This is a genomic window from Streptomyces sp. NPDC057900, assembly GCF_042887885.1.
Taxonomy (GTDB): domain Bacteria; phylum Actinomycetota; class Actinomycetes; order Streptomycetales; family Streptomycetaceae; genus Streptomyces.
In genome coordinates, this window is sequence record NZ_JBHVOI010000004.1 from 87,988 (window position 1) to 107,566 (window position 19,579).

At 69.9% G+C, this 19,579-nt stretch carries 21 protein-coding genes and 1 pseudogene; 11 read left to right on the plus strand and 11 right to left on the minus strand.

The window, feature by feature from the left end; translation table 11 throughout:
• Positions 1 to 53: 53 nt before the first annotated feature.
• The 3 genes from ACFVQ0_RS17925 to ACFVQ0_RS17935 all read right to left on the minus strand — a co-directional run bounded on the left by ACFVQ0_RS17925 (position 54) and on the right by ACFVQ0_RS17935 (position 2,414).
• Positions 54 to 893, minus strand: a complete 840-nt coding sequence (locus ACFVQ0_RS17925; RefSeq protein ID WP_390089050.1) for an SDR family oxidoreductase — start codon at positions 891 to 893, stop codon at positions 54 to 56.
• Positions 894 to 1,032: 139 nt separating this feature from the next.
• A complete protein-coding gene (locus ACFVQ0_RS17930) occupies positions 1,033 to 1,563 on the minus strand; it encodes a GNAT family N-acetyltransferase (protein ID WP_390089052.1) in 531 nt (176 codons plus the stop codon).
• A 29-nt stretch (positions 1,564 to 1,592) separates the two neighbouring features.
• Positions 1,593 to 2,414, minus strand: a complete 822-nt coding sequence (locus ACFVQ0_RS17935) for a DUF6597 domain-containing transcriptional factor (RefSeq protein ID WP_390089054.1) — start codon at positions 2,412 to 2,414, stop codon at positions 1,593 to 1,595.
• A 104-nt stretch (positions 2,415 to 2,518) separates the two neighbouring features.
• Between ACFVQ0_RS17935 and ACFVQ0_RS17940 the strand changes: the two genes are divergently transcribed.
• Positions 2,519 to 3,091 carry a TIGR03086 family metal-binding protein gene (locus ACFVQ0_RS17940; RefSeq protein WP_390089056.1) on the plus strand — a complete coding sequence of 191 codons (573 nt, stop codon included), beginning with the start codon at positions 2,519 to 2,521 and terminating at the stop codon, positions 3,089 to 3,091.
• Here ACFVQ0_RS17940 and ACFVQ0_RS17945 read toward each other — a convergent pair.
• The 4 genes from ACFVQ0_RS17945 to ACFVQ0_RS17960 form a co-directional block, all read right to left on the minus strand.
• Positions 3,024 to 3,341: a hypothetical protein gene (locus ACFVQ0_RS17945; RefSeq protein ID WP_390089057.1), complete on the minus strand. Its 318-nt coding sequence runs from the start codon at positions 3,339 to 3,341 to the stop codon at positions 3,024 to 3,026. The genes ACFVQ0_RS17940 and ACFVQ0_RS17945 overlap by 68 nt on opposite strands.
• A 61-nt stretch (positions 3,342 to 3,402) precedes the next feature.
• Positions 3,403 to 3,648 carry a hypothetical protein gene (locus ACFVQ0_RS17950; RefSeq protein WP_390089059.1) on the minus strand — a complete coding sequence of 82 codons (246 nt, stop codon included), beginning with the start codon at positions 3,646 to 3,648 and terminating at the stop codon, positions 3,403 to 3,405.
• 150 nt (positions 3,649 to 3,798) lie between these two features.
• Complete coding sequence (locus ACFVQ0_RS17955) at positions 3,799 to 4,407, minus strand: hypothetical protein (RefSeq protein ID WP_390089061.1); 609 nt, start codon at positions 4,405 to 4,407, stop codon at positions 3,799 to 3,801.
• Positions 4,408 to 4,565: 158 nt separating this feature from the next.
• On the minus strand, positions 4,566 to 5,159 hold the full coding sequence (locus ACFVQ0_RS17960) for a hypothetical protein (RefSeq protein ID WP_390089063.1): 594 nt from the start codon (positions 5,157 to 5,159) through the stop codon (positions 4,566 to 4,568).
• Between the two features lie 130 nt (positions 5,160 to 5,289).
• On the opposite strand from ACFVQ0_RS17960, the gene hemL reads away from it, so the two are divergent.
• From hemL to ccsB, 7 genes are all read left to right on the plus strand, one after another.
• Entirely contained in the window at positions 5,290 to 6,606 is a 1,317-nt protein-coding gene (gene hemL, locus ACFVQ0_RS17965) for a glutamate-1-semialdehyde 2,1-aminomutase (protein WP_390089065.1), read from the plus strand.
• Complete coding sequence (locus ACFVQ0_RS17970; protein WP_390089067.1) at positions 6,603 to 7,316, plus strand: histidine phosphatase family protein; 714 nt, start codon at positions 6,603 to 6,605, stop codon at positions 7,314 to 7,316. Before hemL ends, ACFVQ0_RS17970 begins: the two co-directional genes overlap by 4 nt.
• Positions 7,317 to 7,595: 279 nt before the next feature.
• Positions 7,596 to 8,849: a hypothetical protein gene (locus tag ACFVQ0_RS17975; protein ID WP_390089069.1), complete on the plus strand. Its 1,254-nt coding sequence runs from the start codon at positions 7,596 to 7,598 to the stop codon at positions 8,847 to 8,849.
• Between the two features lie 67 nt (positions 8,850 to 8,916).
• A complete protein-coding gene (locus ACFVQ0_RS17980; protein WP_390089071.1) occupies positions 8,917 to 9,525 on the plus strand; it encodes a TlpA family protein disulfide reductase in 609 nt (202 codons plus the stop codon).
• 4 nt (positions 9,526 to 9,529) lie between these two features.
• Positions 9,530 to 10,291 carry a cytochrome c biogenesis CcdA family protein gene (locus ACFVQ0_RS17985; RefSeq protein WP_390089073.1) on the plus strand — a complete coding sequence of 254 codons (762 nt, stop codon included), beginning with the start codon at positions 9,530 to 9,532 and terminating at the stop codon, positions 10,289 to 10,291.
• 7 nt (positions 10,292 to 10,298) lie between these two features.
• Positions 10,299 to 12,080 (plus strand): cytochrome c biogenesis protein ResB, encoded by a 1,782-nt coding sequence (locus ACFVQ0_RS17990; protein ID WP_390089075.1) that lies wholly within the window; start codon positions 10,299 to 10,301, stop codon positions 12,078 to 12,080.
• Positions 12,077 to 13,159, plus strand: a complete 1,083-nt coding sequence (gene ccsB, locus ACFVQ0_RS17995; protein ID WP_390089077.1) for a c-type cytochrome biogenesis protein CcsB — start codon at positions 12,077 to 12,079, stop codon at positions 13,157 to 13,159. The genes ACFVQ0_RS17990 and ccsB overlap by 4 nt, the downstream gene beginning before the upstream one ends.
• Before the next feature lie 67 nt (positions 13,160 to 13,226).
• Here ccsB and ACFVQ0_RS18000 read toward each other — a convergent pair whose 3' ends face one another.
• On the minus strand, positions 13,227 to 14,549 hold the full coding sequence (locus tag ACFVQ0_RS18000) for an aldehyde dehydrogenase family protein (protein ID WP_390089793.1): 1,323 nt from the start codon (positions 14,547 to 14,549) through the stop codon (positions 13,227 to 13,229).
• Positions 14,538 to 15,230, minus strand: a pseudogene (locus ACFVQ0_RS18005) (type 1 glutamine amidotransferase domain-containing protein); the annotation flags it as partial. The pseudogene ACFVQ0_RS18005 and the gene ACFVQ0_RS18000, both read right to left, overlap by 12 nt.
• A 136-nt stretch (positions 15,231 to 15,366) precedes the next feature.
• On the opposite strand from ACFVQ0_RS18005, the gene ACFVQ0_RS18010 reads away from it, so the two are divergent.
• Positions 15,367 to 15,834: a MarR family winged helix-turn-helix transcriptional regulator gene (locus ACFVQ0_RS18010; protein WP_390089079.1), complete on the plus strand. Its 468-nt coding sequence runs from the start codon at positions 15,367 to 15,369 to the stop codon at positions 15,832 to 15,834.
• 12 nt (positions 15,835 to 15,846) lie between these two features.
• On the opposite strand, the gene ACFVQ0_RS18015 is transcribed toward ACFVQ0_RS18010, so the two are convergent.
• Positions 15,847 to 16,251, minus strand: a complete 405-nt coding sequence (locus ACFVQ0_RS18015; RefSeq protein ID WP_311304998.1) for a PLD nuclease N-terminal domain-containing protein — start codon at positions 16,249 to 16,251, stop codon at positions 15,847 to 15,849.
• 73 nt (positions 16,252 to 16,324) lie between these two features.
• Positions 16,325 to 17,134 carry a class I SAM-dependent methyltransferase gene (locus ACFVQ0_RS18020; protein ID WP_390089081.1) on the minus strand — a complete coding sequence of 270 codons (810 nt, stop codon included), beginning with the start codon at positions 17,132 to 17,134 and terminating at the stop codon, positions 16,325 to 16,327.
• Between the two features lie 89 nt (positions 17,135 to 17,223).
• On the opposite strand from ACFVQ0_RS18020, the gene ACFVQ0_RS18025 reads away from it, so the two are divergent.
• Both ACFVQ0_RS18025 and ACFVQ0_RS18030 read left to right on the plus strand, forming a co-directional pair.
• Positions 17,224 to 17,958 carry a GntR family transcriptional regulator gene (locus tag ACFVQ0_RS18025; RefSeq protein WP_390089083.1) on the plus strand — a complete coding sequence of 245 codons (735 nt, stop codon included), beginning with the start codon at positions 17,224 to 17,226 and terminating at the stop codon, positions 17,956 to 17,958.
• 365 nt (positions 17,959 to 18,323) lie between these two features.
• Positions 18,324 to 19,571, plus strand: a complete 1,248-nt coding sequence (locus tag ACFVQ0_RS18030) for an RNA-guided endonuclease InsQ/TnpB family protein (RefSeq protein ID WP_390089085.1) — start codon at positions 18,324 to 18,326, stop codon at positions 19,569 to 19,571.
• Positions 19,572 to 19,579 lie beyond the last annotated feature (8 nt).

Consider the following 19,579-nt stretch of genomic DNA (forward strand, 5'->3'; position numbering starts at 1 on the left):
TGCGCCTGCCAGGGAATTCGGGCGGTGCGGGGGCGTGCGGGGTCGGCGCGGGCTTACGGGCGGAAGGCGGCGGCGTGTTCGGCGGCCCAGGAGGCGAACGTGCGCGCCGGGCGCCCGATGAGCCTCTCCGTGTCGCGGGTGACCTCGGCCGGTGAACCGTCGGTGGCGGCCCAGTGGCTGAGCAGCCCCTCGGCGAACTCCGCGGGCAGGAAGGGGGAGACGGACTCCTTCCAGGCCTCCCGGCTCACGGCGTTGACGGTCGTGGCGCTGCCGGAGGCCGCGGCCAGCAGCTCGACCTGTTCGGTCGCGGTGAGGGATTCGGGGCCGGTCAGGTGGTACGAGGTGCCCTGCAGCCGGGTCTCGGTGAGCACGGCGAGGGCCGCCTCCGCGATGGAGGTCTCGTCGATCGGACTGGTCTGGCTGAGGGGGTAGGGCAGGTCGACGGGGCGCCCGCCGCGGAAGGCGCCCGCCCACTGGTAGGCGTTGCTCGCGAAGTCGCCGGGGCGCAGGAACGTCGAGCGGAGGGGCGAGGCGGTCAGGGCCTCCTCGACCGCGTGGTGGGAGGCAGCGACGGGGTTGGCGGCGGGGTCGGGGGCCAGCACCGAACTGGACGAGAGCAGCACGATGTGACCGACCCCGGCGGCCCGTGCGGCGGTCAGGAAGTCGTCGATGTGGGACGGCTCCGCGTACAGGAACACGGAGTCGACGCCGTCCAGCGCGGCCGGGAAGGTGCCGGGGTCGCCGAGGTCGCAGGCCGCGGCCGGGACGCCGGCCGGCAGCGCGAGTTCGGCGGGATTGCGGGAGGCGGCGCGGACGGGGTGGCCGCGGTCGTGCAGGAGGGCGGCGAGCGTGGAGCCGACGCGGCCTCGGCTGCCGGTGACGAGAGTGAGCATGGCGGGTGGGTCTCCTCGGGGCGTCCGGGCTGTCCGGGGTCATTGAATGCGTCACGCATAAGCTGCGCAACGCAGATAAATATCCAGGAGGCCGCCCCGATGGTCAAACGAGTTCCGCGGAACCCGGCCCTGGGCCCTGTCAGCGCTCCGGATGCAGATCGAGCCGCCAGTCGTTCGTCAGCAGCGGATGGCCGGGCGGGTACTCGATCTCGCACTCACCGAGCAGGGTGAACCCCGCCTTGCGGCACACCGCGTTCGACGCGCCGTTGGCCACGGACGGATAGGCGTGCAGATAGCGGTGCTTGTGCTCGGCGCGCGCCTGCGCGGCCACCGCCGCCGTCGCGGCAGAGGCGATGCCCCGCCCCTGGAACCCCGCGAGAACGGCCCACCCCGTCTCGTACACCTCCTGGCCCCGCCAGCCGCGCTCCCAGAAGCCGATGGTGCCCACGGCCTCGTCCTCGCCGCTCAGCGTGATGCGGAACATCCGGCCCCGGCCGGTGCGGTCCGCGCTCAGTGCCACGTAGCGGGCGTGGCGGCCGACGAGCTGCTCCTCGGACTCGGGGCCGCCCAGATGGTCCATCAGCTCCGGGGCGTTGGCGCGGCGGAGCAGCTCCAGATCGCTGTCCGACCAGGGCTCGATCCGTACGGATGATGTTTCGGTGCGCTCCATGCCGAAACTGTAGGACGCGGCACTGACAGTCAGCGGGTGCTCAGCGCGGTCGGCGGCACGCCCACCGTCGCGGTGAAGTCCCTGACCAGGTGCGCCTGGTCGCTGTAGCCGAGATCCGCCGCGAGCGCCGCCCAGTCCACCTCCGGCTCCGATTCGGCGCGTTCCAGCGCCTCGTGGATGCGGTAGCGGAGGATCACCCACTTCGGGCCGACGCCGACGTACGTGGCGAACAGCCGCTGGAGCGAGCGGACCGACACCCCCTCCGCGCGGGCGAGTCCGCCGACCCGGCGGACCGTGCGGTCGGTGCGCACCAGCTCGACCAGGGCCATCGCCCGGTCGGCCTGCGGATCCGGTGCGGGACCGAGCGCCAGCAGGTACGCGTCGAGCGCCGCGATCCGCTCGTCCTCCCCGGCGGGGTCCAGGACCGAGGCCGGTGCGGCGGGCGGCGTGAACAACTCGGGCGCCGGGACCCGCCGCCCCGTCCACTCGGACACCGGCCGGTCCGGTGCGAACGGGTGGAAGCCGCCGGGCCGGAACTGCACCCCGCAGACCCGCCCCCGCCCCTCCAGCTTCTGCGTGAACAGCTCCAGGCCGATGCCGGAGACCTCCGCGAACCCGGCCTCGTCGTCACCGCGGCCCGGGTACCGCTCGAAGACCAGGTTGACGCTGGGGTGCGGGACCAGGTGGGAGAGGTAGGGCTCCGGCAGGTCCCAGTCGATCAGCCAGTAGTGCTCCAGGTACGGGCGCAGCTCGGGCGCGGGTTCGCGACGCCGGAACGTCACGTGCGTGAACAGTTCGGGGGCGTCGACGATGCCCCGGGTGTCGCGCCGGGGACCTGTGTGGCCAGCCATGACGGCCGATCCTATGGCCGGGACGGTGCCTGTGTCCCGGTCGCGGTGTTCCGGCTGTCGTGTTTCTTCAAGACCTCCGCGGCTGCCGCGTGCAGGGTCGAAGCATGAAGAAGATCAGCGAATTGCTGGAAGCGGCGGCGGCCGGCGCGGTGCCCGTGGTCCGGGGGATCGACGACAGCCGGCTGGCCGCTCCCACCCCCTGCGCGGAGTACGACGTCCGCGCCCTGATCAGCCATCTCAGCCAGGTGGTCGTCAACTTCACGGCCCTGGCGGCGCGGGAGGAGGCGGAGTTCGGCGAGACGCCGGACGCGGTCACCGGGGACTGGCGCGACCGCTTCGGGGAGCGGACGGCCGCGCTGGTCGACGCGTGGGCGCGGCCCGGCGCGGAGGACGGGACGACGGGCGCGATGGGGTTCCCGGCCCGGACCGTCGGTCACATGGTGCTCGGTGATCTGACCGTCCACGCGTGGGACCTGGCCCGCGCGACCGGCCAGGAATTCGTGCCGGACGCGGACGTGGTGGACGAGCTGGCCCCGGCGATGGCCGCGATGGCGCCGAAGGCCAGGGAGGCGAAGGTGTTCGGTGAGCCGTTCCCCGTACCGGAGGGGGCTAGCCCCTTCGCGCGGGTGCTGGCGCTGACCGGCCGTGACCCGGACTGGCGGCCTGCCCGGGGGTGACACCCGTGGCCGAAACAGGTGCGCCCGGCGCACTCGGCCCGTCGTAGAGCGCCCCGACGCATCCGTACGCGCTGTCCACGATCCTCTCGGCGTCCACCAGCATCGCCCGCTCGGCCAGCCGGGCCGCCTGGTGGGTGTACGGGGACGGCGGCGCCGGATGCCGACGCCGCCACCAGCTCTCAGCTGCGGCGTAGACGCCGGAGGCGAAGACCAGCACGGGGATGGACAGGGTCAGCAGAATGTCGCCCATGGCAGGCCTCCCTCAGTTTCTGTGCCTCCTGCATCGGCAGGTTCGGCAGGTCAGCTGAAGATCATTCTTCGGCCAATGAATGGCCGGATACGGCTGGCCGACGGGCGCCCTCCGTGCAGGTGGGCGCGCGTTCGGCGGGCAGGTGTTCAGCGGTGGCACCCGCACGCCTCGTTCCCGTGGTCTCCGTGGTCTCGGCGGCCCCCCGGCACCAGTGCCCCTGGATGACCGGGGTGCGCGCGCCCGGCAGATCCGGGGTCGCGAAGAGCGGGGGAAGATCTCGGCCGAGCAGCTGCCGGGTCGGTGTCATGGTGCTCACCTGCTGTGCGGGCCGTGCCCGCCGGGAGTGACCGTCGTGGTGATGTGCCGTCGCGGGAGTGCGTCGGCCCACGTGAATTGTTCGGCACGGACGCCCCGCCGGATTGGTCCGGCGGGGCGCCGCGGGCGGGTGGCGGGCGGTTCACGCCGCCAGGAGGACCTCGCAGGAGCAGTGGCGGAATTCCAGGCCGAGCTCGTGGTCCACGGCCGCGCTCGAACGGGTGGCGGCTTCGGTGACCTGCTCCCAGGAGCCGTACTTCAGGTAGAGCTGGTCCGCCGTCGGGCCGAGCGGGTTGCCGTACTTCTTCTCGTTGCGCGCCTCCAGCTCCGCGACCTGCTCCGGGGTCATCCCGGCGCGGACGATGTCCTTGGCGTCGTTGCGCATCCGGACCAGCGTGCGGGCGATGTCCTCCTCCGAGCGCCCCTCTGCGCGCATGGCGCACTCCTCGCGCTCCATGTCCTCAAGGAGCTGGTGGTACCGCATCCGCTGGTCACGGGCGACCTCGCGCTGCTGCGGGGTCTCCCGCCGGATCAGGCAGACGACCGGCTCCGGGCTGGCGCACTCACCGTCGTCGGGTGCGGCCTGGGAGACCGGGGCGACGACGACCGAACCGCAGCCGGCGGACGAGCGGCACGGGTGCGCCCCGTGTCCGGCGGCGGAGGCGGGCTGGAGCGGGAGGAAAACGGCTTGGGCGACCAGCAGCGCGGGAACGACGCGTCCGGCCAGCGAACGCAGGGTAATCAGTGACATGCGCCCATCGTTGGGCGGCCCGCGACGGGAGCGGAGCACGGCGAGGCCGAAGTCCCCCTCGCGGGCGGCCGACTCCACTCCGCAGAGTGAAGCGACGGTCCCGAAGGTGCCGCCCGCCCGGACTCCCGCCCGTCCCCTCAGCCCCCCTCAGACCCCGGTCAGGGCCACACGAGGCAGTACGCCTGATGTCCCGCGTCGTGCAGACGGTGGGAGAAGTCCTGCCACTCGTGCAGCAGTTGGTAGACGTTGTACGCGTCACGCGGGCCGCCGCGGTCCGGGACCGTGGACCAGATGAAGGCAGCGGCACCCACCGACTCCTCGCCGACTCCGCGCAGCGGGTCCACGACCGTCATCGGGAGCCTGACCACCGCGTAGTCGGGGTGCAGGACGACCAGCTCCAGCGGCGGGACCTTGTGCAGGGGTATGCCCTGTATGCCGGTCAGGACCATCGCGGCCACCGTCTCCGGCTTGATCTTGCTGAACATGCCGCCCATGCCCAGCTCATCGCCGCCGAGCTCCTCCGGGCGCATGGAAATCGGCACGCGTGCGGCAGTGGCGCCATCGGGAGCCCCGAAGTACTTGTAGGTCACCCCCACCCGGCCACTACTCCTGCTTCCGGCTCCGTCGCCCACCTGCGCACCACCGGCCTGTATGCCCTGTCCGCGCTCAGCCTCGCGCCGGTGCCGACCCCGCCGGGCAGGCTCGGGCCCCAGGTCGTCGGTCCCTTCGCCCACTCCGCCACCGCGATGCATATCTCATCCACCCGACTACTAACTAGGAGACACAGCCCCCGCCGCGCAACCCGATCATCGTGTCAGTGACCTCCCCCACGGGCGTGCGGTGAAACACCTGTCCGCAAATACCGTCCGTGGCTCTGACACCATGGCATGTGTGAGCTTTCCCTATGACGCCCCAGTTTCGCAGACGCTTTTCGACCGCGCGTCCCTCGTGACGCCCGGCGGCGTGAACTCTCCGGTACGTGCTTTCCGGGCCGTGGGCGGTACACCCCGCTTCATGGTGTCCGGCACCGGCCCGTACCTCACCGATGCCGACGGCCGTGAGTACGTCGACCTCGTGTGCTCGTGGGGGCCGATGATTCTCGGCCATTCCCACCCGGAGGTCATCGCCGCAGTCCAGGAGGCTGTCGCCCGCGGCACCTCGTTCGGTACGCCCGGTGAGGGCGAGGTCGCGCTCGCCGAGGAGATCGTCGCCCGGGTCGACCCGGTGGAGCAGGTGCGGCTCGTGTCGTCCGGCACGGAGGCGACCATGTCCGCGATCCGCCTCGCCCGCGGTTTCACCGGCCGGGCCAAGATCGTGAAGTTCGCCGGCTGCTACCACGGTCACGTCGACGCGCTGCTCGCCGCCGCCGGGTCCGGGGTCGCGACCTTCGGGCTGCCGGACACGCCGGGGGTCACCGGCGCCCAGGCCGGCGACACGATCGTGGTGCCGTACAACGACCTGGAGGCCGTGCGGGCCGTGTTCGCCGCGCACCCCGGCGAGATCGCCTGTGTGATCACCGAGGCGTCGCCGGGCAACATGGGCGTCGTGCCGCCGCTGGACGGTTTCAACGCCGGGCTCAAGCAGATCTGCGCGGACGACGGCGCGCTGTACATCTCCGACGAGGTCATGACCGGATTCCGTACGTCGAAGGCCGGCTGGTTCGGCATCGACGGGGTGCGGCCCGACCTGATGACCTTCGGCAAGGTGATGGGCGGCGGCTTCCCGGCCGCGGCCTTCGGCGGGCGCGCCGACGTGATGGCGCACCTGGCCCCGGCCGGCCCGGTCTACCAGGCGGGCACCCTCTCCGGTAACCCGGTCGCGACGGCCGCCGGTCTCGCCCAGCTGCGACTGCTGGACGACGCCGCCTACGCGAAGGTCGACGCGGTCTCCGCGGAGATCCGGGGGCTGGTGAGCGAGGCACTCGCCAAGGAGGGCGTCGCGCACACCGTGCAGGTGGCGGGCAACATGTTCTCCGTCTTCTTCACGGACCGGCCGGTCCGTGACTACGAGGACGCCAAGCGGCAGGAAGCGTTCCGCTTCACCCCGTTCTTCCACTCGATGCTGGCGCAGGGCGTCTATCTGCCGCCGTCGGCGTTCGAGTCGTGGTTCGTCTCCACCGCCCACGACACCCGGGCCGTCGAGCGGATCGCCGCCGCGCTGCCCGCCGCAGCCCGCGCCGCATCGGAGGCCACCGCATGAGCGAGAACAGCAGCGAGAAGAGCAGCGACACCGGGCGCGAGGACATCACCGTCGTCCACCTGATGCGCCACGGAGAGGTGCACAACCCGGACGGCGTGCTGTACGGACGCCGCCCCGGCTACCACCTCTCCGAGCTCGGCCGGCAGATGGCCGACCGGGTCGCCGAGCACCTGGAGAAGCGCGACATCACCCATGTCGTCGCCTCTCCGCTGGAGCGCGCCCAGGAGACGGCCACGCCGGTCGCCAAGGCGCACGGGCTGGACCTCGCCACCGACGGGCGGCTCATCGAGGCCGCCAACGTCTTCGAGGGCAAGACCTTCGGCGTCGGTGACGGGGCGCTGCGCAAGCCGGACAACTGGAAGCACCTGACGAACCCGTTCCGGCCGTCGTGGGGTGAGCCGTACATCGAGCAGGTCGTCCGGATGATGGGTGCCCTGGACGCGGCGCGTGACGCGGCCCGCGGGCACGAGGCGGTGTGCGTCAGCCACCAGCTGCCGATCTGGATCGTCCGGAGCTTCGTGGAGCGGCGGCGGCTCTGGCACGACCCGCGCAAGCGGCAGTGCACGCTCGCCTCGCTGACCAGCTTCACCTACCGGGGCGACAAGATCGTGTCGGTCGGGTACTCGGAGCCGGCCCGGGACCTCGTCCCGGCGCACCTCCTCGCGGGCGCCAAGCCGGTGAAGGGGGCGTCCAAGGGGTTCGGCGCGTAACCGGCCCCCGGCCCGGGGTTCTTCGGGCCGGGGTTCTCCGGCCCGCGGTTCGCCGGATCTCGGGTTGTTCGAAGCCAACCGGGTGGAGTTCTCGCACCCGGGGTTTCGGTATGCCCTTTTTGGCGTGATTCCATAGTCGATCTTATGTTCGGTCATGGTCGGGGTCTGGATCCGTAAAGAATTGTGTGCTATTTCGGGGAACCCTCGTGTTGCTTCGCCCATCTAAGCCTTCGGCAGTTTGTATGGACTTAAGGCAAAACGACCGCAGATGGGAACCGCATGCGTGACATCAGCCGAAGGGGTTTGCTCGGAGCCGGGCTTGGGGCCGCGGCCGCCATCGGGGTGGCGGGCTGCAGTTCGTCCGACTCCTCCGACTCCGGCCGAGCGGGTCCGGGCAAGGGCGAGAAGGGTGCCGACGGGACCGCCAAGGGGACCGGGCCCGCGAAGAAGGACGTGAGGTCCATCGGGGACGGTTCCACCGCCGACACCGGGAAGCAGCCGCACCAGCCGGCCGCACCGGTCCCGCTGGAGCCGGGCCAGAAGCCGCCGCAGTTCGTGATCTTCTCCTGGGACGGTGCCGGAGAGGTCGGCAACGGGCTCTTCCCGCGCTTTCTGAAACTCGCCAAGGAACACGACGCGGCGATGACCTTCTTCCTCTCCGGGCTGTATCTGCTGCCCGAATCGAAGAAATCGCTCTACCGCCCGCCCAACAACCCCGTCGGCGCCTCCGACATCGGATATCTCACCGACGAACACCTCAAGGCGACGCTGACGAACGTCCGCCAGGCCTGGTTCGACGGCCACGAGATCGGCACCCATTTCAACGGGCATTTCTGCAGCGGCTCCGGATCCGTCGAGAACTGGTCCGCCTCCCAGTGGCAGAGCGAAATCGACCAGGCGATCTCCTTCGTCACCGAATGGCGCACCAACACCGGCTGGACGGACGAGGATCCGCTCCCCTTCGACTACCGCAAGGAACTCATCGGCGGCCGCGCCCCCTGTCTGCTCGGACAGGAGAATCTGCTTCCGACGGCGAAGAAGCTCGGCTGGCGCTACGACGCCAGTTCGCCCGGCGGCACCCAGGTCTGGCCCAAGAAGCGCATGGACGTCTGGGACCTGCCGCTCCAGGGCATGCCGTTCCCCGGCCACACCTTCGAGGTCCTCTCGATGGACTACAACATCCTGGCCAACCAGTCGCAGAATTCGACCAAGGGAATGCCGTCCCGGTATCCGGGCTGGCGCGAACAGGCCACCCAGTCGTATCTCAGCGGTTTCAAGCGCGCGTACGAGACGAACCGCGCCCCGTTCTACATCGGAAACCACTTCGAGGAGTGGAACGGCGGCATCTACATGGACGCCGTGGAGGAGACCCTCAAGCACATCGCGGGGAAGCCGGATGTGCGCCTCGTCTCATTCCGGCAGTTCGTCGACTGGCTCGATGTCCAGGACCCGGCGGTGCTCGCGAAGCTCCGCACGCTTGAGGTCGGACAGGCACCGGAGGGCGGCTGGAACACCTTCTTTAAACAAGCCTGACAACGGGCTTTACGGGCACCGAGGGGGGTGCCCAAGATCCCCGAAACCGCCATGCGAAACTTTTCACATGAGCCATGGCCGCGCATCCCGACGCCGCTTCACCCCGCTCGCCGCACCCGCGGTGGCCGCCGCGCTCGCACTGACGCTGAGCGCGTGCGATTCCGGCAACAAGACCAGTGGCGGTGGCGACACGAACTTCGTCACGGGCAACAGCGGAATCTCCACCGCGGCCAAGGGTGAGCGCGCCGAGGCCCCGAAGCTCGACGGCGAGAGCCTGGACGGCAAGCAGCTCGACCTCGCGGACTACAAGGGCAAGATCGTCGTCCTCAACGCCTGGGGTTCGTGGTGCGCCCCCTGCCGGCTCGAAGCGAAGTACTTCACCAAGGTGGCCAAGGCCACCAAGGACCAGGGCGTCCAGTTCGTCGGGGTCAACACCCGCGACCCGGAACGCGCCCAGGCGGTCAGCTTCGAGAAGGACTTCGGCGTCACCTACCCGAGCTTCTACGACCCGACCGGCAAGCTCCTGCTGCGCTTCCCCAAGGGCACGTTCAAGCTCCAGTCCATTCCGTCGACCGTCGTCATCGACCGGGACGGCAAGCTGGCGGCCCGGTACGTGGGCCCGCTCGACGACACCAACCTGCGCAAGATGCTCGACCCGCTGATCGCGGAGAAGTGATCAGGTGATCGCCCTCGCCGCCGCCACACAGAACGAGACGGTCATGAGCGGAGCGCTTCTGGTCGCTCTGCCCATCGCCCTGCTCGGCGGGCTCGTCTCCTTCTTCTCCCCGTGCGTCCTGCCGCTCGTCCCCGGATACCTCAGTTACGTCACCGGGGTCAGCGGCGCCGATCTGGCCGATGCCAGACGGGGGCGGATGGTCGCGGGCGCCTCGCTCTTCGTCGCGGGCTTCACCGCCGTGTTCGTCTCCGGCGGCGCCCTCTTCGGCTACTTCGGCGACACGCTCCAGGCGAACAGCGGCCCGCTCACCAAGATCCTCGGCGTCCTGATGATCCTCATGGGGGTCTTCTTCATGGGCCTGATGCCGTGGATGACCCAGCGCGAGTTCCGCATCCACAAGAAGCCGGTGACCGGCCTGGTGGGTGCCCCGCTGCTCGGCGCGCTCTTCGGGATCGGCTGGACGCCCTGCCTCGGCCCGACACTGAGCTCGGTGAGCATCCTCGCGATGGACCAGGGCACCGCCGGGCGCGGGGCGATACTGACCGTCGCCTACTGCCTCGGCCTCGGCATCCCGTTCGTGCTCGCCGCCGTCGCCTTCCGCAAGGCACTCGGCGCGTTCGGCTGGGTCAAGCGCCACTACGTCTGGGTGATGCGCATCGGCGGCGGAATGATGATCGTGACCGGGCTGCTCCTGCTGACCGGAGCGTGGGGCAGCATGATGCAGGAACTGCAGGGCTGGTCCGCCGGCTTCCAGGTGGGGATCTGAGTACCGAATGAGCAACACCAAGTCCAACCCGTCCCAGGAGCGCGAGCGCCCCGACGAGCGCGAGGTGCGCGCGGAGCAGGACCGGGAGACCGCCCGTGAGCTCGGCGCCGCAGGCTCCCAGCTCTCCACCGCCCCCCGCGAGGAGGCCCTGGCGAATCTCCCCGCCATGGGCATCATCGGCTGGATCCGCTGGTTCTGGCGGCAGCTGACCTCCATGCGGGTCGCCCTGATCCTGCTCTTCCTGCTGTCGCTCGGCGCCATTCCCGGCTCGCTGATCCCGCAGAACAGCGTCGACGAACTCAAGGTGCAGACCTTCAAGGGCCTGCACACCACCGTCACGCCGATCTACGAGAAGCTCCAGTTCTTCGACGTCTACAGCTCGGTGTGGTTCTCCGCGATCTACATCCTGCTGTTCGTCTCGCTCATCGGCTGCATCGTGCCGCGCACCGGGACCTTCATCGGCCAGCTGCGCAGCCACGCGCCCGGCGCGCCCAAGCGGCTGACCCGGCTGCCCGCGTACACCACCTGGCGCACCGAGGCCGCACCCGAGGACGTCCGGGAGGCCGCGCGCGTGATGATGCGCAAGCGCCGCTACCGGGCCCATGTCGACGGGGACGCGGTCGCCGCAGAGAAGGGCTATCTGCGCGAGGCCGGGAACCTGATGTTCCACATCGCGCTCATCGTGATGCTGGTGGCCTTCGCCTGGGGGCAGCTCTTCAAGTCCGAGGGCGCCAAACTGATCGTCGAGGGCGACGGGTTCTCCAACACGATCACCCAGTACGACAACTTCAAGTCCGGCTCCCTCTTCGACGAGGACTCGCTGGCCCCCTTCAGCTTCACCCTCGACAAGTTCATCGGCACGTACGAGCGCAGCGGCCCGCAGATCGGCACCCCCCGGACGTACGAGGCGCACGTGACGTACGCCGACGGCGCCTACGGCAAGCCGAAGAAGACCGTGATCAAGGTGAACGAACCGCTCGTCGTCGACGGTACGAAGGTCTACCTCAACGCCCACGGCTACGCGCCCGTCGTCTCCGTCAGGGACGGCAGGGGCAAGGAGGTCTACAAGGCCGCCGTGCCGCTGCTGCCCCTCGACAACAACGTCACCTCGTCCGGCGCGATCAAGGTGATGGACGGCTACCGCGACAAGAGCGGCAAGAAGGACCAGCTGGGCTTCCAGGCCTTCTTCGTGCCGACCTTCGCGGGCAACGGCAAGGGCACGATGTTCTCGCAGTTCCCGGCCGCCGACATGCCGGTTCTCGCGCTCAACGGCTACCACGGCTCCCTCGGCGTCGACTCGGGCCTGGCGCAGAACGTGTACCAGCTCGACAAGTCCAAGATGAAGGAGTTCAAGGACTCCAAGGGCAAGCAGCTCAAGCAGCGCCTCCTGGTGGGCGAGACGATGAAGCTGCCCGACGGCGCGGGCTCCATCAAGTTCGAGGGCATCCAGGAGTGGGCCAGCTTCCAGATCTCGGAGCAGCCCGCCAGCGGCTGGGCGCTCGTCGGGGCCATCGGCGCGATCGCCGGTCTGGCGGGCTCGCTGTTCATCCAGCGCCGCCGGGTCTGGATCCGTGCCGTGCGCGGCGCCGACGGCGTGACCGTCGTCGAGATGGCGGGACTCGGCCGCAGCGAGTCCGCGAAGCTTCCAGAGGAGCTGGCCGATCTCGCGGTCACGCTCAACGCCGCGGCGCCGATGGCGCCCGGCCCCGACAACGACCCCGACACCGATCCGGACCCCGACGTCGTCGCCGCGTCCTCCGCAGAACCTTCCGAAGGGGCTGAGAAGTGAATCTCGCCGCCGCAACCAACGAGAATCTGGCACACACCAGCAATGTGCTGATCTATTCGTCGATGGCCGTCTACACGCTGGCCTTCTTCGCGCACATCGCGGAGTGGGTGTTCGGCAGCCGCAGCAAGGTGGGCCGTACCGCCGCCGCGCTGACCGCGCAGGAGGCCGCCGCCGCGACGGTGAAGGTCGAGGTCGCGCAGAAGTCCGGCGGTACCGCCGTACTGGAACGGCCGAAGATCGTCACCCGTTCCGCGGCCGGCTCCCGCGACGTCCCGGACGGGCCCGGCGCGGCCGGCGGCACGTTCAAGGGCGACCTGTACGGGCGGATCGCGGTCTCCCTGACCGTGCTGGCGTTCCTCGTCCAGGCGGGCGGGGTCATCGCCCGCGCGATGTCCGTGCAGCGTGCCCCCTGGGGCAACATGTACGAGTTCTCCATCACGTTCTCCGTGGTGGTGGTGGCCGCGTACCTGGTGCTGCTCGCGCTGAAGAAGAACGTCCGCTGGATGGGGCTGCTGCTGGTCACGGCCGTGCTGCTGGACCTCGGCATCGCGACCACCCTGCTGTACACCTCCAGCGACCAGCTGGTGCCCGCGCTGCACTCGTACTGGCTGTGGATCCACGTCTCCACCGCGATCATCTGCGGTGCGGTGTTCTTCATCGGCGGCGCCGGCACCCTGATGTACCTCTTCCGCGACAGCTACGAGTCCAAGCTCGCCAACGGCGGCAAGCCGGGCGCGTTCGCGGAGTCCGTGCTCTCGCGGCTGCCCGCCGCGTCGAGCCTCGACAAGTTCTCGTACCGGATCAACGCGGCCGTCTTCCCGCTGTGGACGTTCACGATCATCGCGGGCGCGATCTGGGCGGGCGATGCCTGGGGCCGCTACTGGGGCTGGGACCCCAAGGAGGTCTGGTCCTTCATCACCTGGGTCGCGTACGCCTGCTACCTGCACGCCCGCGCCACCGCCGGGTGGAAGGGCCGCAAGGCCGCCTACCTGGCGCTGATCGCCTTCGCCTGCTGGATCTTCAACTACTACGGCGTGAACATCTTCGTGACCGGCAAGCACTCCTACGCCGGAGTCTGACCGCCGGGAACACCGCGACGGCCCGCACCCCTTCCACTCGGGGTGCGGGCCGTCGCCGTTTCGCTCCTCAGGGCATCGGAGTGTCCAGGACCGCCTTGCGGTGGCTGAACGTCTCCAGCGAGTAGCGGCCGTGGTAGCTGCCCATGCCGCTCTCGCCGACCCCGCCGAACGGCAGGTCGGAGACGGTCAGATGGGCCAGCGGCAGCCCGATGCCGACGGCGCCGGAGGAGGTCTCCGCGACCAGCCGTTCGCGTACGGTGTCCGATTCGGTGAACGCGTACAGCGCGAGCGGCTTGTCCCGGTCGTTGATGAACGCGATGGCCTCGTCGAGGCCGTCCACCGTGACGATCGGCAGTACCGGCCCGAAGATCTCCTCCCGCATCACGGGCGCGTCCGGTGCCACATCGGCCAGCACGGTCGGGGCGATGTACTTGGCGTCCCGGTCGTAGGTGCCGCCGGTGACGGTGCGGCCCGAGCCGAGGAGTCCGGTCAGCCGGTCGAAGTGGCGCCGGTTCACGATCCGGCCGTACTCGGGGTGCGTGGAGGCGTCCGCCCCGTAGAGCTCCTGGACGGCGGCGGCGAGCGCCTCCGCGAGGGCGGGGGCGGTCTCCGGGTCTGTCAGTACGTAGTCGGGGGCGACGCAGGTCTGGCCCGCGTTCAGGAACTTCCCGGCCGCCAGCCGTCCCGCGACCGCCTTCGGGTCCGTGTCCCGGTCGACGAAGACCGGCGACTTGCCGCCCAGTTCGAGGGTCACCGGGGTGAGGTTCTTCGCCGCCGCCGCCATCACGATCCGGCCCACCGTGCCGTTGCCGGTGTAGAAGATGTGGTCGAAGCGCTCGGCGAGCAGCGCGGTGGTCTCGGGGACGGCGCCCTCGACGACGGCGACCGCGTCCTCGTCCAGATAGCGCGGCAGCAGCCGGGCCACGGCGGCGGAGGTCGCGGGCGCCAGTTCGCTCGGCTTGGCCACCACGGTGTTTCCGGCGGCCAGCGCGCCGACGACCGGGGCGAGCAGCAGCTGCACCGGGTAGTTCCAGGGCGCGATGACCAGTACGACGCCGAGCGGATCCTGCACGGTGCGGGCGGTGGCCCCGCCCAGCCGGGCCGGTACGGGGGCGGGCTCGGGCCGCAGCCACTCGGCCAGGTGCTCCAGGGTGTGGTCGATCTCGCGGACCGTGAAGTCGATCTCGGTCCGGTAGGCCTCCTTGCGGCTCTTGCCGAGGTCGGCGTGGAGCGCGTCGGCCAGTTCGTCACCGCGTTCGGTGAGCAGCGCGCGCAGCTGCCGGAGCTGGCCGGTACGCCAGTCGAGGCTCCTGGTGCGCCCGGTGTGGAAGGTGCAGCGGAGGCGGTCGACGGTCTCGGCCGGGGTCTCGGCGGGGGCGAGCGCGGCCACGATCTCGCGGGCGAGCCGCTCGGAGGAGGCCGGGTTCTGGCCGGTGTGCAGAGTGCGGTCGGTGACGGTGTGCGGGGCGAAGGCGGCGGCGGCGGTGTAGTCGGCGCCCAACTGGACGAGCCGGTCCTCCAGCAGCCAGGGCGCCTTGTCTGCGAGCCCTCCGATGGACTCCTCGGCGTTGCTGAACCCGGTCATGCGGTAGCCGGCGAAGGGCCAGGAGCCGTCCTCGCGGCGGGCGGCGAGGAGTGCGGCCGGTGCGTGGCAGAGCACGCCGAGGTGGGTACCGGCGTCGAGCGCGGTGGTGAGCAGCCGCCCGGAGAGCTCGCTGACGGCCAGGTCCTCCATGGGCCCGTGGCCGCCGGGGTAGAAGACGGCGTCGTACCGGTCGGGGCGGATGTCCTCCAGCCGGGCCGGGGCACGCAGCTCGGGGCCGATCGAGTCGAGGTACGCGGCGACGGCGTCGGCCTGCTGCTCCCCGCCGTTGGCGGCGGCGGTCAGGCTGCCCGCGTCGACGGTGGGGGTGACGCCGCCGGGGGTGGCGAGGGTGACGGCGTAACCGGCCTCGGTGAAGACCCGGTGCGGTGCGGCCAGCTCCTCGGCCCAGAACCCGGTGGGGTGGGTGGTGCCGTCGTTGAGGGTCCAGTGGTCGGCGCCGGTGAGAACGAACAGTACGGAGGGCATGGGGGTACTCCCTGCAAAGCTGGCGAGCGGGTCTGGCTCAGAACTTGATATGCTCAAGCAATCCGTTTCATGTAACTGCCAAATATTGAGCATGTCAAATAAATGTCGGCGGATGCCGATCGAAGAATGGCCGACCATGACCACCGAACCGACACCCCGCGCCGACACTGCTCCGGACGATCGGGCCGCCCCCACCCCGGAAGACCTCCTGGAGCCGCTGGCCCTCGTCGTGCGCGGCCACCACGACGACCTCACCGCCGTCGCCGCCCGCCACGGACTGTCCACCTCGCAGGCCCGCGCCCTGATCGCGCTCAACGAGCCCATGCCGATGAGCGCCCTGGCGGCTCATCTCGTCTGCGACGCGTCCAACGCCACCGGCCTCATCGGCCGCATGGAGACCCGTGGCCTGGTCGTCCGCGCCCCCGCCCCCGGCGACCGGCGCTCCAAGGTCGCGAGCCGCACCCCGGAGGGCACCCGGCTCGCCCACACCATCCGCGCCGAGATGCGCGCCGTACACGGCGCGCTCGAAGCGCTCACACCGCAGGAGCGCACAGCGCTGCTGCCCCTGCTCAACCGGCTTGGGCAGCTGCTGTACGCCCGATGATCGCGGAGCGCGTTACGGAGCGGGCGGCGCCGACTCCTCCGGACCCGCCCCGCTCTCCCGCCGCTTGAGCTCGTCCTCGCGGCGGCGCAGGTCCGCCTCCCAGTCCTTGAGGACCGCCTCGTCCTGCTTGTTCTCTTCCCGCAGCGACTTCAGGAAGTCGGGATTGTCATCCGGCGCCACCCACCGGGAACGCCCGTTGCGGTGCCACTCGGAGGGCGTACGGCCGTCGGCCGGCACCTCGCGCACCTTGCCCGCGGCCAGCCACACGATCGGCCCGACGATCCAGAACAGCAGGATGATGAAGACCCAGGCGATCTTCGGCAGGTGCTTGGCCTCGTCCTCCGGGGTGTTCAGGCAGTCGATGAACGCGAAGATCGTCAGCGCCAGCGGCAGGAGATAGATCAGGGCCCGGAGCATGGTGGAAGTTTCCCCCCGAGGAGAGTTGGCGGGGCAAAGCCCCGCCCCGGTGACGGGCCCAGGGTAGCCGGTGTCAGTTATGCCCCACGGCGAGCAGGTGGGAACTGGCTGCGAGCAGATCCGGGTACGGTTCGGCCATGCGGGCGGCCGCCAGCGCGGAGGCGAACATGCGCGATCCGGTGAGGGATTCCCGGGTGTGCCGCTCGGTCGCTTTCAGCAGCGCCCAGGTGGGACCTTCGATGCCGTAGACCTGCGTCCCGGTGAAACCGGCTTCGCGCATCTCGGCGTCCAGCTCGGCACCTGTGTGGAAGTGCGCCTCCGTGAAGCCCTTCTTCCCGTCGTGCGAGCCGGTCGCCAGGATCTTGGCGATGCCCTCCTGGAGCGAGGCGCTGTCGAGGTGGGCGAGGGCGGTGTGCTCGAAGAGTGAGGCGTAGCGGTTGATGCCGGCCGCGGCGACGAGCCCCCCGGGCCGGACCACGCGGCGGGCTTCGGTGAGGGCGGTCCTCCGGTCGGCGGCCTCGACGAGGTGGTACAGGGGCCCGAGGAGAAGGACGACGTCGTACGAGTCGTCGGCCGCGCTCAGATCGCGGGCGTCACCCAGTTCGACGCTGCAACCGGAGTCCCGGGCCTCGGTGACGTGGCGCTGAACGGGGTCCACGAGGTGCACGCGGTAGCCGTCCTCCGAGAGCCATCGTGCATGGGTCCCGGGGCCTCCGCCGACGTCGAGTACGGATGCCGGGGCGGGTGGGAGATGGCGGCGCAGGAGTTCCTGGGTCCGGACCATTTCCAGTACGCCGTCGGCCGGGACGGAGAGCCGGTCGGCCTCGTTGATGGTGGAGGTGTAGAACTCGATTATTCCCGGCGGGACTTGGTGAGCCGTCATGAGACCGTCCTGTTCCGGCAGAACAACGTGGCGCGTGCATCCCTCGACTAACCTAGCCGGTTGACCTGTCCAGTCACCAGGAGGCCGCTGTGCCGCAGTTGAAGTACGAGCAGATCGCCGAGTCCCTGCGCGTCAGGATCTCGGACGGCGACTTCGGGCCGGGAGACCTGCTTCCCTCCGGGCGGGATCTGTGCGAGCAGTGGTCGGTGTCGCGTGCCACCGTCATCAAGGCGATGGATGTGCTGCGCGGGGACGGGCTTGTCGTCGCCCGGCAGGGGTCGGGATTCACCGTCGTGGAGGTTCCCGTGGCTCGAACGGCCGGGCGGCGGTCCGCCGGGTCGCCTCGCGTCTCCGGCGGAGGTCCGTTCCGGCGGCTGGGAGTGCCCGGGAAGGAGGTGCCGTCCAGTCGTGTGGCCGATGCGATGGGGGTCGGCGCCGGAACGGTCGCTCTCCGCCGCGACCGGCTGATGCTGCTCGACGACGGGTCTCCGCTGTCGCTGGTCACGGCATGGTTTCCGGAAGAGGTCGCGGACGCCTGCCCGAAGCTCTCCCAGAAGGGGCCGATTCCGGAAGGAACGACCCACTACGTCGCGCGGACGCTCGGCAGGTCCCCGGCCCACGGAACGGACGTGACCTCAGTACGCCTCGCGTCCGCCGGTGAGGCCGAATGCCTGGGCCTCGGAATGCCGGCCGCGGTCGTGGTCGTCCTCCACGCGGCGAGCGACAGCGCCGGTGAGGTTCTGGTGTGCGAGGAGGGAGTGACCCCGGCGCACCTCTGGGAGCAGGTGGACAGCTACCCGATGGGTGGAAGAAGTCGCGAATAGCTTGACTGGACCGGTCCACCGGTCCAATCTCGGTTTCATGAGCCCCTCGGAGCAACACGACGCCCTCCACGCCCGGTTACTGCCCTGGACCCGCCCCGATGGTGGACCTTGCTATCTGCGTACCGACGGCCATGGATACGTATCGCGCGTGGTGGACCAGATGGATACCGTGCAGCTCGCCATGGGGGTGGAGGTCCTCGACTGTGCCCGGCCGATCGTTGCCGCTGCTGGTGCGACAGTGATGGAACTTCGCTTTACGGCAGTCCGGTTGGCCGAGTGCCTGACCGATGCACTACGGATCGCGGAGAGCCGAGGCGGACGCCTTCAGTGCGACGGCACCAATGGACGAGGTGCGGAGCCCGGCTGTGTTCGCCGGCCGTAAGTACCGGGCGGAGCTGACGGATGAGCAGCGTGCCGCTGCTGAAGGCTACGCCGGAGTCTGCCGGGCGGTCTGGAATACGGGCCTGGAACAGCGCCGTCACTACCGGCGGCGAGGCGCGTGGATCTCCTACCGGGAACAAGCCGGGCAACTGGTTCAAGCCAAGCGGGACGCGCGGTTCGAATGGCTGCGACAGCCGCCGGGGCACGTGCTTCAGCAAGTGCTGATGGACCTGGACAAGGCGTGCCGTACGCACGGGACGTGGGCCGTGCGATGGAAGTCGAAGGCGAGCTGGCAACCGTCGATGCGGTTCCCCGATGGGCAGAGCTTGCGGGTGGAACAGCTCTCACGGAAGTGGGCGCGTGTGAAGCTACCCAAGTTGGGGTGGGTCCGCTTCCGTCTGTCGCGGGCGTTGGGCGGAGTCGTCCGTTCGGTGACGCTGCGGCGTGAGGGCTGTCACTGGTACGTGTCGATCCTGGTCGACACACCGGAGAGGGAGCGAACGGTCTCGCTGGAGCGTGGCCGCATCGGGGTGGATCGCGGCGTGGTCTCAGCCGTTGTTACCTCGGATGCGGATCAGGTGTCGGGTCGGGGTTTCTTCGACCGGGCATTCATCACGCCCGGTGAGGCGGAACGTTATGTGCGACTTCAGCGGCGACTCGCACGGGCCCGCAAGGGGTCTGGGAGGCGCTCGCGGATCAAGGCGGCCATGGCTGTGATCATGGGACGGGTGAGCCGCCGACGTCGGGACTTCCAGGCGCAGACAGCGCGAGTTCTGGTGCGCGGTAACGCCCTGGTTGTGATCGAGGACCTGAATACGCGTGGCATGACAGCCTCGGCCAAGGGGAGCCCGGACCGGCCGGGAAGGATGGTCGCGCAGAAGAGCGGCCTGAACAGGGCCATTCTCGACAAGGGCTGGTGCGGACTGGAAACGGCGCTCCGCAGTGCGGCGCGGACGACCGGCACCCGCATCAGGAAGATCAACCCCGCCTATACGTCCCAGACGTGCCCGGCGTGCAGGCGTGTGGACGCGGCCTCTCGCAAGAATCAAGCAGAGTTCGTATGCACTTCTTGTACCCATGCTGAGCACGCGGATGTCGTCGGAGCGAAGAACACATTGGCCGCCGGGCATGGCGGTTACAGGACGTGGAGCCCTCCAGGCATTGGCCGGGGCCGTGAAACGTCAACCGGGCCGCCGGATTCCCGGTGTGCAACCGCACCAGCCGATGGCTGAGGTGGGGG